Raw genomic sequence first — 15,201 nt, 5'->3', positions numbered from 1 at the left:
ATCGGCCACCGCGACCGCGTCCCGTCCAGGCCTATGACGGCGATGGACGTGCTCGACGCGGCCGTCGGCTTGAAGATGCCGGTCCTGCAATATGCTGACAACATGCGGCTTCACGAGATCGAGATCGCCAAGATCGACGAAATCGCAACCTCGGCGCGCGAGCGTGGCGTGGCACTCGAAATCGGGGCTCAGGGCTTTGAGCGCGACATGGTCTCTCGCTACGTGGCACTTGCTGACCAAATGGACGCAAGCATCTTGCGCATCGCACTCGATGGCGAGGATGCAGCCAGACCGCTCGAAGATCTGGGTGAGGACTTGCGCGGCGCAGTCGCAGAGGCGCGGGGGATCTGCCGCATCGCCATTGAGAACCACTTCGACTATCCGTCGCCGCAAATGGCGCGTTTGCTCGACAGGGTCGAAGATGACGGCCTCGGGGTCTGCCTCGACGTCGCCAATTCGATTTGTGCGGGGGAATGGCCGGCGGAGACGGTCGGCCTGCTCGCGCCGCGCACGATTAACCTGCACATGAAGGACTACGTCATCGCTCCCGATCCTTACGGGGTAGGGTTCCGGGTCCACGGTGTCCCCCTGGGAGAAGGGCGCACCGACATGGCGGCGGTGCTGGACGCGCTGGAAGGACGCGCGATGAGCGTGATCTACGAGCACTGGTTGCCCTGGCCCGGCGATTTCAGCGCGGCGCATGAGCAGGAGCGCGTCTGGACGGCGCAGGGTACCGCCGCACTGTCGGATATTCTCGCCGCAAGATGACCTCGCCGGCCCCTTTCCGCCCCATTAGGCTGGCGGGGCACCGTCTGCGAGCTGAAATTCTGCCCTTCGGTGCCAGCCTGGTGTCGCTGGTGCCGGACGGCCTGGGACGGTCGATCGTCTTGGGCCACGGCAACCGGGAGGATTACGCAAAGCATCCCAAGCTTTACATGGGTGCGGTGATCGGACGCCACGCGAACCGCATAGCATTTGGACGGACCCTCCTCGACGGGCAGACATTGAAACTCGATCTGAACGCACCGCCGCATCACAGTGCCGGGGGCGCGGCCGGTTTCTCGACCCAGACCTTTCGCGTTGGCCTCCGGACCCGGGAGCGGGTGGCGCTGCACTATCACAGTCCCGACGGTGAGGGCGGCTATCCGGGTGCCTTGGATGTTAGTGTAACCTACGAGCTGGCACCCCCGTCCACCCTTCGCTTGACCTTAGAGGCCACGACGACAGCGCCAACTATCCTGTCGATGTGCCATCATCCCTATTTCGACCTCGACGGGCGGCGGGACGTCCGCGATCACGAATTGCAGGTCCATGCCGAGCGCTACCTTCCATGCGACGATACCGTTCTGCCCACGGGCGATGTGGTGCCGGTCAAGGGGACGGGCTTCGATTTTCGCACTGCCCGCCGGTTTGCCTCTGCGCCGGGGTGGGCTCGTCTGAACAACACGTTCCGCCTCCACGATATGCCAGAGGGGCCGCTGCGGCCAGCAGCGACGCTTTGGGGTGCGGACGGGACACGGCTCGATCTGGCAACGACCATGCCGGGGCTCCACGTGTATTCCGGTCACCGCCTGTCGGGCACGGCGCACGGTGCCGACGGTCAGCAATTTGAGGCGTTTTCCGGCCTTTGTCTGGAGGCGCAGGCTTGGCCGGATGCCCCCAACAATCCCTTGTTTCCCAGTGTAGTGCTGCGACCTGAGAGGGGCTATCGACACGTCACCGAATACCGGATCGGATTGCAGAACGAAGCCAGGCGAGCAGGTTGACGTAGCTGCCACCGCTATTCCCGTTGACGTGAAACCGGACACAACTGTGGTCTGGAACCGCTCGGGCGCTCCACTACTGGAGAGAGTGTTATTTCAAGACGTTTCTTGGGGTCGGTTCGGAGCCTATGGAGGTGCCATAATTACATAAGGGGCGATCGAAACCGATCGGTAACGTGCGGTGAAGCCATCATCGATAAAGGCTCGAAGCGGTCATGCGGCGTCACGGCGTCTCGTCGGTGACGGTAGTCCCGGTGATGTCTGCTCTCGCAGGATGGCCAAGTTTCCCCCGCATTCGCAGCGAAGGTCCGAAGTCCGCCCTTCCCAGACCTCCACCCATCTGATGCGCCGCGTTGTTTGATCCTTCACAGAGTGAGCCTGCTCGTTGGACAGGCGCTGTAGGTGGCGTGTCCTCAGAAAATGACTATGACTTCTCTTTGTCGACCACGGGTCGGGTCGGAGTCACCTGCGCGGGATCGACTCCCGGCGGACGCGGCGCTCCCTGAGGATTGGGTGATCAGCAGGCAGGTTGCGCCAGAAGCCCCGTCCCTTAGCCCAGTTCAGGAACTGGCTGACACTGTCGACCTGGTCGTCGAACCGGGTCCTGGGGAAGCCGAGCAGTTCGCGCTTCAGTTCGCTCAGCCAAGGAGCTGACCGTGGCAGGACAACCCTGCCCTCCTCGATCACGGAACAGCTTGAGGCGAAGCGCACCTCCTTGTCGTCTCGTGCGGGAAATAGAATGAACTTCGCCCGGTCCTCTCGCCGGCAGTCGTGAAGAAGCGGCTTACCGGTTGCCGCGTCCTCGATAATGACCTCATCGGCTTTCCAGGACGCCTGAAGGCGGAGGACTTTCTTCCGAAGATCCGGATAGTCCAGGCGGTCCCGGAAGAGGTCGAGCAGGTACCACTTGTTCTCGAGGAATCCCCAGGTCGTACAGACGGTGTAGTCGCTGCGCGGATCGCTGGACATGCCGGTGTCCCAGCTCTGGATCACCATCTGCAGGCGGTGCCGCTCTGGGGCCTCCTCGTAGGTCCCAAACCACTCCCAGCGGAGGGGCGACCCATCAGGGGCGATCGGGTTCTGCTGATACTGCATGTTGAAGGTTGCAGAGCCCATTTCGGCCCTTAGGCGATCGAGATAGTCTCGGGGGAGCCTCTGCGGGAACAGCAGATCCCCCGGCTGGCGGACGATCGGCTCGCGCCGGCCGACGTCGATCTCCTGCCTCTCCTCGGCGATCGCCGGCAGGTTGAGGTGATGATAGTTGCCCTTGCCGATGAGCCACCCTGCAGGATCAAGCTCATGGAGCCGCTGTTGGATCGCGACCACGCGACCTTCAGTCGGATTGTTGAAACGAGATAGAAGGGAGCCTTCGATGAACTCCTGAGCCCTGACCAGCTCTGTCTCGGAGCTCGCGTCGCCGGCCTTCAGAAGGTCGTCGATAATGATGATGTCGGCGCCGTGGCCGGTGACGGCCCCACCGATCGACACCGCCTTCCTTAGGCCGCCCTTCGTGGTTCGAAGCTCGTCCTGGGTCGTGCCCCGACGCTCCAGCCGCGCGTCCGGGAAGAGACGCCGATACCATCGGCTCTCCATCACCCTGCGGCAGTCGTGGCCATGCTTTCGGGCGAGATCGAGGCCGTAGCTCGCCACGATGATCTTGGTCTGGGGCTTGTGCCCCAGAACCCAGGCCACGAAAGCCACCGCCGTCGTGATCGACTTCAGGCACCGCGGCGGCATGGTGATGACCACCCGCTTCCGGCTCCCTGTCTTGACCGCTTCGAGCGAGCAGCAGATCGCATCGATGTGCCAGTTCGGCACGTAGTCGGTCCCGTCGTTGTGGAGCTCGACGAAGACACGCTGAACGAAGGCCGCGAGGTTCTGGCGGTAGAGGGCGTCTGCGACTCTGGCGGCCCGCACTTGATCAAGAGCCATTGAGGTCCTCCAGATCATCGAGCGATCCCCCTTCCCTCAGGAGGTCAGCATATTGCCGGAGCACCTCGAGGTCGGTCTCGTCCGCCTTGCGCGGCTCCGCCGAGGGCTCGCCGTCTGACGGCCCTGCAGCTTCTCGGGCTTCCATGGCCTCACGCAATTGTAGGAGCTTAAGGATCGGGGCCACCGATTTCGTCTCCCCGCCAATCGCCTCCTTGAGGATACGCGTCAGACCAGCTTCGATAGCGGGAATTATTGTTCTGCGACCGTTTCGGGTCACAGCCACCGGTTGGAACAGAACGGCCTCCACGATCGAGTGTGCGTTCTTCTTCGACTTCGGCCGGCCTCGCGGGTTACCGGACTGTCCCGGTTTGAACCGGGTCGCCTTCGGCGGCTTGCCGTAGCCGACCTCATACTCCTCCTCACGCTTCGGCATCCGCTGCCTCCCGCTCCTCGTCTCTCTCGATCGATGCCGCGCGGTCCTCGAAGCGCTCTCCTGTCGCGACATGAACCGCGGACTTGCCTGTCAGCGCCTGCCAACGTCGGATCGTGACATCCACGTAGGCCGGATCGAGCTCGACGAGCCGGGCGGTCCGCCCGGACTTCTCTGCGGCCAGGAGCGTGGAACCGGAGCCCCCGAAAACATCGAGCACGACCTCCCCTCGCCGACTGACATCGCGGATGGCATCCGCCACGAGCGCGGTCGGCTTGACCGTCGGATGATCGGTCAGATCGGCCGTCCGGCTTCGACCAAAGCTGTTGACGCCGGCATAGTCCCAGACATTGGTCCGGTAGCGGCCGTGCTTGCCAAGCTCCACGTTGTTGACGTGGGCTGCCCCGGGTTTTTTGAAGACGGCCACGAGTTCGTGCTTCGAGCGGTAAAGGCTTCCCATCCCGCCGTTGGACTTGTTCCAGACGCAGAGGTTCAGCAGATCGAAGCCTGCCGCTTCCCCGGACCGTAGGAGGTCCTGGATGTGGCGCCAGTCCATGCAGACCATCGCGATCCCGCCGGGACGCAGACATGCTTCCAATTGAGCGAAGACCCTTCCGAGAAAGGCCTCGAACTCCGCCCGGCTCATCTCGCCCGATGCCATCGCGAACTCGCGATGCTGCCCCTCGCGGCCCGTCCGGACATGACCTTGGACGGGGACATTGTAGGGCGGGTCGGTAAAGACCATCGCCGCCACCTCACCCTCGAGAAGGGCCGCATAGCTTTCCGGTTTCAGCGCATCGGCACAAAGGATCTTGTGCTGCCCCAGGGTCCAGGCATCGCCGGGCTGCGTCACCGAGGACCGCGCTCTCTCGGGTTCCTCGACCTCCTCTGGCGCCTCATCCGGGGTCTCGCCGTCGATCAGCAGGTCGATCTCACCCATCTCGAAGCCGGTCAGGGTCAGGTCGAAGTCCACGTCTCCGGCCAACTCCAGGTCAGCAAGATCACCGAGCTCGATCTTGAGAGTGTCCCGATCCCACTCCGAGAGTTCAGCCAGTCGGTTATCCGCGATGCGCAGGGCACGAACTTCCGCATCCGAGAGATGGCCTGCGCGGATCGTTGGAACCTGAGCCAGTCCAAGCCTCTCGGCTGCCAGGGCACGACCGTGACCGCAGATGATTGTGTCGGTGTCATCGATGAGGATCGGGGTGACAAAACCGAACTGACGGATGGACGCGGCAAGCTTGGCCACATCGCGATCGCCATGCGACCGGCTGTTGGCGCGATAGTGCTTCAGCTCCGAAAGGGCTCTTTGCTCGATGGACGCTGCCGCCCAGTTGCTGGGCGCAGGAGAGTGTTCAGTGGATGCCATAGGCAATCCTCCGGTGTTGACGGCTCAACGGCCGCGTCGTGAGGTTTCGAGTGGTCGGCCGAACCACGAGGGGAATGTCCCGCCGTGGGCCCGACCGACCGATTTGGCTCTCGAATGCTCCTCGTCTCGCAAGACCGAAGTGCTGCCGAGGCGCGCCGTCTTGAGCGCGTCCTGAGAGTTATTCGGGGCGCTGAATTGCGACAAGAGCGGTCAAGGGAGGGTCAAAAAGAGTCAACGCGGGTCGATTTAAACGCTCTCCCCATGCCCATCGTCCAATTGTCGGCAACCAGACTGGACTTCGCCTGCCAAGGAAGCATTCATGTCCCCACGCCCGGCGCGGCTTCCGGGCGCCACTCGGTAGAAGGCCCGGCCACCGCCGGTCTTCGACAACCCGAGGAGACCGACCCATGACAGAGACCACGAAGACGCCTGCCGCGCGGCAGACCAAAGCCCAGATGATCCGCGGGATGCTGTCCCGCAAGGAAGGCGCCACGCTCGCAGCCCTCTGCAAGGCGACCGGATGGCAGACGCATTCGGCCCGGGCGGCGATCAGCTCCCTGCGCAAGGCCGGCTTCGTCATTGAGCGGGCGCAGCCAGCGACCGGACGCGACGCGCGCTACAAGATCACAGCCTCGCCGGAGACTGCGTCCTGATGGAGGTGGCAGAGATCGAGACCATGGACCGGGCCGCGCTTGTCGCGGCCTGGGTCCACCTCTTCGAAAAGGCACCACCCCGCGGGATCAGTCAGCCTGTCATGCGCCGCTTCCTCGCCTTCGAGAGTCAGGCACGACAACGAAGTGGGCTATCGCGGAAGGTACAGGCCGCCCTTTCCACGCCTACCGCGCCGAACAGCGAGCCTCGCCGACGTGATGCGCTGAAGCCAGGGGGCCGGCTGCTCCGCGAGTGGAATGGCGTGACGCATGTCGTGGACGTGCTCGAGACGGGTTATCGCTGGAACGGCCAAACCTGGCGGTCGCTCTCGGCCATCGCGCGCGAGATCACCGGCGCCCATTGGTCTGGGCCGCGCTTCTTCGGCCTGCGTGCGAAAGCCCGGCGATGACCAAGACCCGCATCCGTTGCGCGATCTATACCCGCAAGTCTTCTGACGAAGGCTTGGACCAAGAGTTCAACTCCCTCGATGCCCAGCACGAAGCCTGCGCTGCCTACATCGCAAGCCAGAAGCACGAAGGTTGGTCGCTGGTCCGTACCCGCTTCGACGATGGCGGCGTCTCAGGCGGGACCCTCCATCGTCCTGCCCTGCAGCGCCTGGTGGCCGAGATCGAGGCCGGCCGGATCGACATGGTCGTCGTCTACAAGATCGACCGGCTGACGCGCTCCCTTGCCGACTTCGCCAAGCTTGTCGAGAGTCTCGAGGCCGCGTCCTGCTCCTTCGTCTCGGTCACCCAGGCGTTCAACACCTCCTCCTCGATGGGACGGCTGACCCTCAACATGCTTCTGTCCTTCGCGCAGTTCGAGCGCGAGGTCACGGCAGAACGCATCCGTGACAAGATCGCGGCCTCCAAAAGAAAGGGGCTCTGGATGGGCGGGTTGCCACCTCTGGGATACGATCCCCATCCGGACCCTCAGGTTCGCCAACTCGTCCCGAACGAGGCGGAAGCGGTGACCATCCGAGCCCTCTTCCACCTCTATGCTGAACATGGCTGCCTGAACGCCGTAGCTCGCGCAGCGGCGGATAGAGGGCTCTTGTCCAAGCAGCGTCGGTCTGCCTCGGGGAACTCGAGTGGGGGAGGCCCCCTGAGCCGCGGGCAGATTCATCACATCCTGCGCAACCCTGTCTACGTCGGACGCATTCGTCACAAGGACACAACCTGGCCAGCCCAGCACCCCGCGATTGTCGATGACGACCTCTGGAAGAACGTGCAGGACCGGCTTGGTGAGCGGGGCCACCGCAGGCGCGATCCAAACAGAAAGCAGGTCTCCGCGGATAGCGCACTCTTGAAGGGCAAGCTTCGGGACGGAACGGGAGACCGGCTTACACCGACCCGTGTGCAACGAGGAGGCCGGCACTACCGATACTACGTCTCCAATCGCCTGATCTCGGGTAGCCCCGATCGAAGCGCCCTGCGAATACCTGCAATTGAGCTAGAGCGGCGAGTGACAGAAATCGTCGCCGGCCACATCCAAGCCGCCGGTGAGCGCCACAGACTGGCAACACCGAGCGATGCCGTCGCAAGCCACTCCCTCTCCGAGCGCGCCACTGCTTGCGCGTCGAACTTGCGAGACGATCCCCGACAGGCCCTCGCCAGGCTCATCGAGGGTGTGACGCTTGCAACTGGTCAGATCACAATCGGTCTGGATGGGACCGCACTCGCGGCGGCGCTCGACCTCAAGGAAGAAGAGATCGAGCGAGAGAGCGTCACGATCGCCATGCCGCTCCAGTACCGACGCCGCGGTCAGGAGACGCGCATCGTGATTGGAGATCTGAAGCGTACCCCGGATGCCACACTTCTGCGGGCCCTTAGAATGGCCCATCGGTGGGCCACCTCGATCCGCGATGGAGTCTCTCTGGCGCAGATCGCTCGACAGGAGAATGTCGGCCCCCGCTACGTCGCGAAGCTCCTTCCGCTCGCCATGCTGTCCCCGCGAATCCAGGACGCCGTCATCGCCGGAACACAGCCCGTCGAAATGACGCTCGAACGGCTGCTCAATAGCCCGCTCCCCTTCGACTGGACAGACCAGGAACGGGCTGTCGGACTGGCACCCTGAGTACCATCGTCGAGCGCTACAGTTATCCCTGCTCAGGCAAAATGCTTTCCCTGTTCTCAGAGAAAACTTCCCTGTTCGACCGCATAGGGAAATCACGTCTAAGCCTTTGGTGTGAAACCCGGATTCGGCCGCCACTTTCCTAGGATACCAGGATCTTCCCGTTATTTCCCTGCAGATCGCCAAAAAACAGGGAAAGCGCACTGGCCGCATCGCGCGAGTGAGACCACCGCCCAGTTCTGCCATGACCTGCGAGGTCCAGTGCGTCTCAGTCAGGAGTATCCCCGGGTAACCCCCGGAAAATGGGGCCAGACTACGGACAAGAAGTTGTAGGGAATTTGAGCTAGGGGTCCTTGGCGGAGGAGGTGGGATTCGAACCCACGGTACGCTTTCACGCACGGCGGTTTTCAAGACCGCTGCAATCGACCACTCTGCCACTCCTCCGGGTCCGGTCCGGTTAGACCGCGGACGTCGATTCTGCAAAGCGGTGCGCGCATTTGCGCGCGGCGTCAACGGCGGACTTTTCTTGTCGGGTTCCACCCGCTATCCTCGCACTCAGCTCCGCCGCAAGAATGCGGGGCACGTGTATCTTGAGCAGTGCCCGCTGACAGGGCCGCGCGGCGGACGCGCCGCGGAGACGAGGGGCGACGTATGACAGGCACTACCGGATTCCCGAAGCCGCGCCGCGCGCGGCTTCATCCCATCGGCCTCGGGCTGGCCGCGGGGCTCTTGCTGACCGCCTGCGAGAACGGCGAACTGCAAATGCCCTTCGCGAGCCGCGCAACCGAGACCCCGGCGGCCGACAGCGCCGCTGCCGGAACAGTCGAGTTGGTCGAACGCGACGTGGAAGCGCCCGAGGTCTTCCAGGTGACGGAGCCCGGCCTCTGGGACGGCCGCCCCTCGCTGGGCGGCGTCTGGGTTGCGCATCCCGACGTGGACGAGCCGGAGCGCGTCATCATCCGCAACCGCGAGAACGGGCAGTTCGTGATCGGCGCACTCTTCCGCCGCGAGAGGGACAACCCCGGCCCGCGCCTGCAGGTCTCCTCCGACGCGGCCGAGGCGCTCGGCGTGCTCGCCGGCGCTCCGACCGAGCTCAATGTCACGGCCCTCCGCCGGGAAGAGGGTCCGGGCGACGCCGCGGCTGTCTCCGCCCCTGCCCCCTCGGACGAGACGGCGACCTTCGACGAGGCCCCCGGTGTCGAGACCGCCTCCCTGGAGCCCGCCGGCACGACACCGGCTGCCCCTGCGGCGGAGGCAACCCTCGCCCCCGCGCCCCAGGCGGCGCCCGATCAGCAGCCGCAGGGCGGCTCCGACCTCGACCGGCCTTACGTCCAGATCGGCATCTTCTCGGTCGAGGCCAATGCCGAAGGGACGGCAGAACGGATGCGCTCCGTCGGTGTCGTCCCCACCGTCCGGCAGCAGGAAACCCAGGGGCGCGCGTTCTGGCGCGTGATCGTCGGGCCGGCCCGGACCGAGGCCGAACGCGCCGAGCTGCTCGAAAAAGTGAAGGCGGAAGGCTTTGAAGACGCCTACGCCGTGACAGACTAGGGCGGCGCCCCGCCGAGCCGGCGGAGAGCGCCCCGACCTCATTTGCAGGCGGTCCCGCCGCGCGCTATGCGACGGGCCGCACCCAGAGACCTGTCACCGAGGAGTGCCGCCATGATCCGCCGTCTCTTTGCCCTCGCGCTCTGTCTCGCCGCCGCCTCGCAGGCCGCGGCGCAGACCTTCGAGACCTCCGCCCGCGCGGCCTACGTCTACGACCACACGACCGACACGGTCCTGCTTGAAAAGAACGCCGACGCCCCCCTGCCCCCGGCCTCGATGTCGAAGCTGATGACGCTCTACATGGTCTTCGAGGCCATCGCGGACGGACGGCTCTCCATCGACGAGCGGCTCCCGGTCTCGGAGCACGCGATGTCCTACGGCGGCTCCACGATGTTCCTCGACACGACCGACCGGCCCACCGTCGAGGAGCTGATCCGCGGCGTGATCGTCCTGTCTGGCAACGACGCGACGGCGGTCCTGGCCGAGGCCCTGTCGCCCGACGGCACGGAAGAGGGCTTTGCCCGGATGATGACGGAACGCGGGCGTGAAATGGGGCTGACGAGCTCGACCTTCCTGAACTCGAACGGATGGCCCGAGCCGGGTCATGTCATGTCGGTCCGAGATCTGGGCGTGCTCGCGCACCGGCTCATCGCGGACTTCCCGACCTTCTATCCCCTCTTCGCCGAACGGACCTTCGAGTACGACGGACGCGCACCCACCAACGTCAACAACCGCAATCCGCTGCTGGGTCTCGGGATCGGGGCCGACGGCCTCAAGACAGGCCACACGGAAGAGGCGGGCTACGGCCTCGTCGGATCGGCCAAGCAGGGCGATCGCCGGGTGATCTTCGTGCTCTCCGGTCTCGATAGCCAGGCCCAGCGGGCCGAAGAATCGGAGCGCCTGGTCAACTGGGCGTTCCGCCAGTTCGTCGAACGCAAGGTGACCGACGCCGGGACCCGCGTGGCCGAGGCCGACGTCTGGATGGGCGACGTGCCAACGGTCGGCCTGACCGTCGTCGACGACGTCCGCCTTCTGGTGCCGGTCCTCGACCAGGACAGCCTCGAGGCCGAGGTGATCTATACCGGCCCGGTCGAAGCACCGATCGCGGCCGGCGACGAGATCGCGGAGCTCGTCATCACGCGCGAGGGCCTGCCGGAGGTCCGCCTCCCGCTTGCCGCCGAAACCGACGTGGCGCGCGGCGGCTTCCTCCGCCGCGTCGGCGGGGCAGCGATGGTCGTGCTGGGCAAGGTCGCCCCCGAGGCGGACCTTTCCGCCCTGCCCGGCACCTGACGGCTCATGGGCGCCGGCGGCTGGTTCATCACCTTCGAGGGGATCGACGGCTCGGGCAAGTCGACCCAGGCCCGGCGGCTGGCCGAGCGTCTGCCGGGCGCGGTCCTGACCCGTGAGCCGGGCGGCAGCGCCGGGGCCGAGGAAATCCGTCGTCTCGTCCTGAACGGCGAAACGGGCCGCTGGTCGCCGGAAACCGAACTCCTGCTCTTCACGGCGGCGCGGCGCGACCACCTCGAGAAGCTGATCGAGCCCCGGCTCTCCGAAGGTCGGACGGTGATCTGCGACCGCTTCGCCGACAGCACCCGGATCTACCAGGGCGCGACCCGCGGCGACCTCCGGGACAAGGTCGACGCCCTCCACGCGCTGATGATCGGGCGTGAACCCGACCTGACCTTCATCATCGACATGGACCCGGCCACCGCACTCGCCCGGGGCATGGCCCGCGAAGGGGCGGAGAGCCGCTTCGAGTCCTTCGGCCTCGAACTGCAGGAGACTGTCCGGGCGGGCTTTCTGGCCCTCGCCGCGCAGTTCCCCGAGCGCTGTGTCGTCATCGACGGCAACCGGGACGCCGATGCGGTTGCGGAGGACATCGCGGCCCGCGTAACGGTGGAAACATGAGCAAGAGCCTGAAACGCGTGAAGCACGCGCTGGAAGAGAGCGGCATCGGCGGCGAGGTGCTGGAGATGTCAGCCTCGACCAAGACCGCGGACCAGGCGGCGGAGGCGGCCGGGTGCGAGCTCGATCAGATCGTGAAGTCGATCATCTTTCGTGGCGAGGAGACGGGCGAAGCGCTGCTCTTCCTCACGGCAGGCGGCAACCGGGTTTCGGCCGAGAAGGCTGCCCTGATCGCCGGAGAGCCGCTCGGCCGCGCGGACGCGGCGCTGGTGCGGTCCCAGACCGGGTTCGCCATCGGAGGCGTCGCGCCGATCGGCCATCTGAACCCGATCCGGACCTTCTGGGACGCCCGGCTTTCCGAGTTCGACGTGATCTACGCAGCCGCGGGGACGCCGAACCATATCTTCGCCGCCTCGCCCGACGATCTAAAACGCGTTTCCGGCGCGGTCCCGGGCGACTTCACGGACTAGTTTTCAGCCCCGCCGCATCCCCTCGATCTCAAGCGACCGGCGCAGCTCGAGGTCGGCGATCCGCTTCTGAATGACCCGCCGCTCGTCGGGGTCCGTCTCCGACCGGAGCGCCTCTCGGGCCTCGCCGATCTCCCGGGCCAGCCGGGTGATCGGAAGTTCGACCTCGGCCTCGGCGAATGTCTTCTTGAAGGGATTGGCGCCAGGTTTGCTCAGGTCCAGCGGCTTACCCTTCCCCGTGAGGTCGTCCATGACGCCCTCGGCCTCCGCCTTGCGGAGCTGCGCCTCGACGATTCGGTCGAAAAAGCTGGACATCACGACGCTCCTGTCTCTCTCGCTCATATAGTCCGGCCGGGGCGAGTTGCACGCCGGGGCGGGGATGTTCTTCGGATTCGGGATAAATATACGACCTTTCATAGCCTTATACGATTTATGTGAAATCTCTTAACATTACCTCTTGCGGGGACAGGGCCGGACTCCGATATGGTGTGATGTGAAAGGCATTTACATCACCTCACCGCAAAGGAGACCCCGAATGACCGACGCCACCACCCATTATCCGGCCCCTCGCCAGCAGGGCGTCGCCGGATGGTTCGCCCGGGCCGAAGCCTGGCTCGATGATCGCGGCAAAGGTGCCTGGATCGTCGCAACGGTCCTCGGCTTCATCTTCGCCTGGCCGGTCGGCCTCGCCCTTCTCGCCTACATGATCTGGAGCAAACGCATGTTTTCCGGCAGCTGCGCCTCCCGGCGCCAATCCTCCTCCCGCCACGCCTTCCGCGCGGCGATGAAATCCTCGGGCAACAGCGCCTTCGACGCCTACAAGTCCGAGACCCTCCGCCGGCTCGAAGACGAGCAGGCCAGCTTCGAGGCCTTCCTCGAGCGGCTCCGCGAAGCCAAGGACAAGGCCGAGTTCGACCAGTTCATGGAAGACCGCGCCCGAAAGGCCCGCGACGAGAACACCGGCGGCGAAACCGCCTGATCGCCCGGCCGGGCCCCTCGCGGGCCCGGCCTCTCCCTTCCACATCCTGCCAGCAGAGGCTGTCATGTCCGCATCCACCGAAAGGTCACGTTCGTCCGTCCCCCCCGCCGTCCAGGTCCTTTCGGTCCTGATCTTCGGCGCCTTCGCCATCGCCTCGGTCGCCATCGCCTTCGCGCACTTCTGGCCGGCGGGCTTCGCCCTCGCGGCGATCCTGGCCTGGCGCGGCGACTTCCTGCCCGAGGCCGCCCGCCGGTCCTCCGCGCCCGCCGAGGAGACTGCGCCCGAGCCGGCGGAGCCCGCCGGCACCGGCAACGCGAGCTTCGACGCCTACCGGGCCGACATGCTCAAGCGGCTCGAGGACGAGCGGCAGAGCTTCGGCGCTTTCCTGACCCGCCTCCGCGAGGCCAAGGACCAGACCGAGTTCGACCAGTTCATGGACCGGCGCGCCCGCAGGGTTCAGGACGAGACCATCGCCGCCTATGCGGACTGACGCCATCGGCGGGGCGCCCCTTGCGCCGCCCCGCCGCCCTTCCGATATCAATCAAATGGACCCTGCCGAGATGTACGCCGAACCCCGCAATTCCTTCACGCAATCGCGCCTGCCCGACCCGATCAGGCGGCCGGACTTCTATGCCGGCGTTACGGGCAAGCGCTTTGCCGCCTGGCTTGTGGACATGGTGCTCATCGGCATCGTCTGCGTGCTCCTGCTGCCCTTTACCGCCTTCACCGGCATCTTCTTCTTCCCGCTGATGATGCTCTTCGTGGGCTTCCTATACCGCTGGGGCACGATCGCCGCAGGCTCCGGGACCTGGGGGATGCGCCTGATGGGGATGGAGCTGCGCGAGGCCGACGGGCATCGGCTGTCGAATGCCACCGCCTTCGCCCATACGCTCGGCTACACGATCTCCATCGCATTTCCGATCTTGCAGGCGATCTCCATCGTGCTCATGCTGATCTCCGATCGAAAGCAGGGCCTGACGGATCACATCCTCGGTACAGCCCTGCTCAACCGGCCGGCGGTCTGAGATTGGCCCCCCGTAGCGGGGGCTTGGCCTGCGGGCGGGCCGTTGCTAACGTCTCGCCCGAGGAGACGGAGACCCCATGCGTCACACCCTTCCGCTCGCGCCGCAATTCTACGTGACGGCCCCGCAGCCCTGCCCCTATCTCGAGGGGCGGATGGAACGGAAGCTCTTCACGGCGCTGCAGGGCGACGGCGCCGAGCAGCTTAACGACGCGCTGTCCAAGCAGGGCTTCCGCCGCTCGCAGAACGTCCTCTACCGCCCCTCCTGCGCGGAATGCTCCGCCTGTCTCTCGGCGCGGATCGCGGTCGACCGGTTCAGGCCCTCCAAGAGCCAGCGAAGGGTTCTTCGCAAGAACGGCTACCTCGAGCGCAGGGCGAGCGCCCCCTGGGCGACGGAAGAGCAGTATTTCTTGTTCCGGTCCTACCTCGACAGCCGCCACGCCCAGGGCGGGATGGCGGACATGGATCTCTTCGAGTTCGCCGCGATGATCGAGGAGACGCCGATCCGCAGCCGGATTATCGAGTATTCGGACCGCGAAGCCCCGCGTGACGATCCGCACGGCGGGCTCAAGGCGGTCTGCCTGACGGACGTGCTCGATGACGGGCTGAGCATGGTCTACTCGTTCTTCGACCCGGAACTCGCCAGCGACTCCCTCGGGACGCACGTCATCCTCGACCACGTCGATCTCGCGCGGTCGATGGGGCTACCCTTCGTCTATCTTGGCTACTGGGTGCCCGGCAGTCCGAAGATGGGCTACAAGGCCCGCTTCTCCGGGCTGGAGGTCTATCACCGGGGATGCTGGCAACGCCTGACCGACCCTGAGAGCTTCGAGGCCGACACGCACCCGCTCTCCGTGCCGCCGATCGCCGAGCAGGTGGCGCGGATCAGCCTGCCCGACACGCGGCCGACGCGCCGGGAAGAGTAAAAGCCCGCGTCCAAATTTGGACGGGGCATCAGGGCTCTGATTTAAAACGAAAAATTGGTTAACGCCGCGGTCCGGAGAATTCTGCGGTCAGGTGCGGCTCACCCCTTGCGGAACTGACCCGCGCACCCGATCTCTTGGTC

17 protein-coding genes and 1 tRNA gene are annotated in these 15,201 nt (G+C 65.4%); 13 read left to right on the top strand and 5 right to left on the bottom strand.

Annotated elements, in window-relative coordinates; all coding sequences use genetic code 11:
• Positions 1-42: 42 nt before the first annotated feature.
• The gene (locus F3S47_RS05650) at positions 43-768 is read left to right on the top strand and encodes a sugar phosphate isomerase/epimerase family protein (protein WP_223877728.1); all 726 of its coding nucleotides are present in this window, start codon (positions 43-45) and stop codon (positions 766-768) included.
• Positions 765-1,766: an aldose epimerase family protein gene (locus tag F3S47_RS05645; protein ID WP_150444283.1), complete on the top strand. Its 1,002-nt coding sequence runs from the start codon at positions 765-767 to the stop codon at positions 1,764-1,766. The genes F3S47_RS05650 and F3S47_RS05645 overlap by 4 nt, the downstream gene beginning before the upstream one ends.
• A gap of 459 nt (positions 1,767-2,225) precedes the next feature.
• Here F3S47_RS05645 and terL read toward each other — a convergent pair whose 3' ends face one another.
• The 3 genes from terL to F3S47_RS05630 are packed head-to-tail and all read right to left on the bottom strand — an operon-like array spanning position 2,226 to position 5,494.
• Positions 2,226-3,713 (bottom strand): phage terminase large subunit, encoded by a 1,488-nt coding sequence (gene terL, locus F3S47_RS05640; RefSeq protein WP_150444282.1) that lies wholly within the window; start codon positions 3,711-3,713, stop codon positions 2,226-2,228.
• Complete coding sequence (locus F3S47_RS05635) at positions 3,685-4,128, bottom strand: DUF5681 domain-containing protein (protein ID WP_150444281.1); 444 nt, start codon at positions 4,126-4,128, stop codon at positions 3,685-3,687. Before F3S47_RS05635 ends, terL begins: the two co-directional genes overlap by 29 nt.
• Positions 4,115-5,494, bottom strand: coding sequence for a site-specific DNA-methyltransferase (locus F3S47_RS05630; RefSeq protein WP_150444280.1), 1,380 nt, complete (start codon positions 5,492-5,494; stop codon positions 4,115-4,117). Before F3S47_RS05630 ends, F3S47_RS05635 begins: the two co-directional genes overlap by 14 nt.
• 407 nt (positions 5,495-5,901) lie before the next feature.
• Between F3S47_RS05630 and F3S47_RS05625 the strand changes: the two genes are divergently transcribed.
• From F3S47_RS05625 to F3S47_RS05615, 3 genes are read left to right on the top strand one after another with little or no spacing between them, the layout of a single operon-like run.
• Entirely contained in the window at positions 5,902-6,147 is a 246-nt protein-coding gene (locus tag F3S47_RS05625) for a DUF3489 domain-containing protein (protein WP_150444279.1), read from the top strand.
• Positions 6,147-6,554, top strand: a complete 408-nt coding sequence (locus F3S47_RS05620) for a DUF2924 domain-containing protein (RefSeq protein WP_150444278.1) — start codon at positions 6,147-6,149, stop codon at positions 6,552-6,554. The genes F3S47_RS05625 and F3S47_RS05620 overlap by 1 nt, the downstream gene beginning before the upstream one ends.
• Positions 6,551-8,221, top strand: a complete 1,671-nt coding sequence (locus tag F3S47_RS05615; RefSeq protein WP_150444277.1) for a recombinase family protein — start codon at positions 6,551-6,553, stop codon at positions 8,219-8,221. The genes F3S47_RS05620 and F3S47_RS05615 overlap by 4 nt, the downstream gene beginning before the upstream one ends.
• A 351-nt stretch (positions 8,222-8,572) precedes the next feature.
• Here F3S47_RS05615 and F3S47_RS05610 read toward each other — a convergent pair.
• Positions 8,573-8,662: transfer RNA gene (locus F3S47_RS05610), tRNA-Ser, on the bottom strand.
• A 207-nt stretch (positions 8,663-8,869) separates the two neighbouring features.
• On the opposite strand from F3S47_RS05610, the gene F3S47_RS05605 reads away from it, so the two are divergent.
• From F3S47_RS05605 to F3S47_RS05590, 4 genes are all read left to right on the top strand, one after another.
• Positions 8,870-9,766 (top strand): SPOR domain-containing protein, encoded by an 897-nt coding sequence (locus tag F3S47_RS05605; protein WP_150444276.1) that lies wholly within the window; start codon positions 8,870-8,872, stop codon positions 9,764-9,766.
• Between the two features lie 111 nt (positions 9,767-9,877).
• Positions 9,878-11,053 carry a D-alanyl-D-alanine carboxypeptidase family protein gene (locus F3S47_RS05600; RefSeq protein ID WP_150444275.1) on the top strand — a complete coding sequence of 392 codons (1,176 nt, stop codon included), beginning with the start codon at positions 9,878-9,880 and terminating at the stop codon, positions 11,051-11,053.
• A 6-nt stretch (positions 11,054-11,059) separates the two neighbouring features.
• Entirely contained in the window at positions 11,060-11,671 is a 612-nt protein-coding gene (gene tmk / locus F3S47_RS05595) for a dTMP kinase (protein WP_150444274.1), read from the top strand.
• Positions 11,668-12,138: a YbaK/EbsC family protein gene (locus tag F3S47_RS05590; RefSeq protein WP_150444273.1), complete on the top strand. Its 471-nt coding sequence runs from the start codon at positions 11,668-11,670 to the stop codon at positions 12,136-12,138. Before tmk ends, F3S47_RS05590 begins: the two co-directional genes overlap by 4 nt.
• A gap of 3 nt (positions 12,139-12,141) precedes the next feature.
• Here F3S47_RS05590 and F3S47_RS05585 read toward each other — a convergent pair whose 3' ends face one another.
• Positions 12,142-12,450 carry a DnaJ family domain-containing protein gene (locus F3S47_RS05585; RefSeq protein ID WP_191090083.1) on the bottom strand — a complete coding sequence of 103 codons (309 nt, stop codon included), beginning with the start codon at positions 12,448-12,450 and terminating at the stop codon, positions 12,142-12,144.
• Positions 12,451-12,670: 220 nt separating this feature from the next.
• On the opposite strand from F3S47_RS05585, the gene F3S47_RS05580 reads away from it, so the two are divergent.
• The 4 genes from F3S47_RS05580 (at position 12,671) to F3S47_RS05565 (ending at position 15,061) form a co-directional block, all read left to right on the top strand.
• Entirely contained in the window at positions 12,671-13,114 is a 444-nt protein-coding gene (locus F3S47_RS05580; RefSeq protein ID WP_150444271.1) for a DUF2852 domain-containing protein, read from the top strand.
• Positions 13,115-13,178: 64 nt separating this feature from the next.
• Entirely contained in the window at positions 13,179-13,604 is a 426-nt protein-coding gene (locus F3S47_RS05575) for a DUF2852 domain-containing protein (RefSeq protein ID WP_150444270.1), read from the top strand.
• A 70-nt stretch (positions 13,605-13,674) separates the two neighbouring features.
• On the top strand, positions 13,675-14,139 hold the full coding sequence (locus tag F3S47_RS05570; RefSeq protein ID WP_150444269.1) for an RDD family protein: 465 nt from the start codon (positions 13,675-13,677) through the stop codon (positions 14,137-14,139).
• Between the two features lie 76 nt (positions 14,140-14,215).
• The gene (locus tag F3S47_RS05565; protein ID WP_150444268.1) at positions 14,216-15,061 is read left to right on the top strand and encodes an arginyltransferase; all 846 of its coding nucleotides are present in this window, start codon (positions 14,216-14,218) and stop codon (positions 15,059-15,061) included.
• Positions 15,062-15,201 lie beyond the last annotated feature (140 nt).

Origin of the sequence: Histidinibacterium aquaticum (assembly GCF_008710275.1) — a bacterium.
GTDB lineage: Bacteria > Pseudomonadota > Alphaproteobacteria > Rhodobacterales > Rhodobacteraceae > Oceanicola > Oceanicola aquaticus.
Note: the sequence above shows the minus strand (reverse complement) of the source record. Positions and strands in the feature narration are given on the sequence as shown.

What these genes read in the sequence shown, in the direction of transcription:
- F3S47_RS05650 (WP_223877728.1), top strand. Translation starts at nt 43, where the DNA reads ATGGACGTGCTCGACGCGGCCGTCGGCTTGAAGATGCCGGTCCTGCAA.
- F3S47_RS05645 (WP_150444283.1), top strand. Translation starts at nt 765, where the DNA reads ATGACCTCGCCGGCCCCTTTCCGCCCCATTAGGCTGGCGGGGCACCGT.
- terL (WP_150444282.1), bottom strand. Translation starts at nt 3,713, where the DNA reads ATGATCTGGAGGACCTCAATGGCTCTTGATCAAGTGCGGGCCGCCAGA.
- F3S47_RS05635 (WP_150444281.1), bottom strand. Translation starts at nt 4,128, where the DNA reads ATGCCGAAGCGTGAGGAGGAGTATGAGGTCGGCTACGGCAAGCCGCCG.
- F3S47_RS05630 (WP_150444280.1), bottom strand. Translation starts at nt 5,494, where the DNA reads ATGGCATCCACTGAACACTCTCCTGCGCCCAGCAACTGGGCGGCAGCG.
- F3S47_RS05625 (WP_150444279.1), top strand. Translation starts at nt 5,902, where the DNA reads ATGACAGAGACCACGAAGACGCCTGCCGCGCGGCAGACCAAAGCCCAG.
- F3S47_RS05620 (WP_150444278.1), top strand. Translation starts at nt 6,147, where the DNA reads ATGGAGGTGGCAGAGATCGAGACCATGGACCGGGCCGCGCTTGTCGCG.
- F3S47_RS05615 (WP_150444277.1), top strand. Translation starts at nt 6,551, where the DNA reads ATGACCAAGACCCGCATCCGTTGCGCGATCTATACCCGCAAGTCTTCT.
- F3S47_RS05605 (WP_150444276.1), top strand. Translation starts at nt 8,870, where the DNA reads ATGACAGGCACTACCGGATTCCCGAAGCCGCGCCGCGCGCGGCTTCAT.
- F3S47_RS05600 (WP_150444275.1), top strand. Translation starts at nt 9,878, where the DNA reads ATGATCCGCCGTCTCTTTGCCCTCGCGCTCTGTCTCGCCGCCGCCTCG.
- tmk (WP_150444274.1), top strand. Translation starts at nt 11,060, where the DNA reads ATGGGCGCCGGCGGCTGGTTCATCACCTTCGAGGGGATCGACGGCTCG.
- F3S47_RS05590 (WP_150444273.1), top strand. Translation starts at nt 11,668, where the DNA reads ATGAGCAAGAGCCTGAAACGCGTGAAGCACGCGCTGGAAGAGAGCGGC.
- F3S47_RS05585 (WP_191090083.1), bottom strand. Translation starts at nt 12,450, where the DNA reads ATGTCCAGCTTTTTCGACCGAATCGTCGAGGCGCAGCTCCGCAAGGCG.
- F3S47_RS05580 (WP_150444271.1), top strand. Translation starts at nt 12,671, where the DNA reads ATGACCGACGCCACCACCCATTATCCGGCCCCTCGCCAGCAGGGCGTC.
- F3S47_RS05575 (WP_150444270.1), top strand. Translation starts at nt 13,179, where the DNA reads ATGTCCGCATCCACCGAAAGGTCACGTTCGTCCGTCCCCCCCGCCGTC.
- F3S47_RS05570 (WP_150444269.1), top strand. Translation starts at nt 13,675, where the DNA reads ATGTACGCCGAACCCCGCAATTCCTTCACGCAATCGCGCCTGCCCGAC.
- F3S47_RS05565 (WP_150444268.1), top strand. Translation starts at nt 14,216, where the DNA reads ATGCGTCACACCCTTCCGCTCGCGCCGCAATTCTACGTGACGGCCCCG.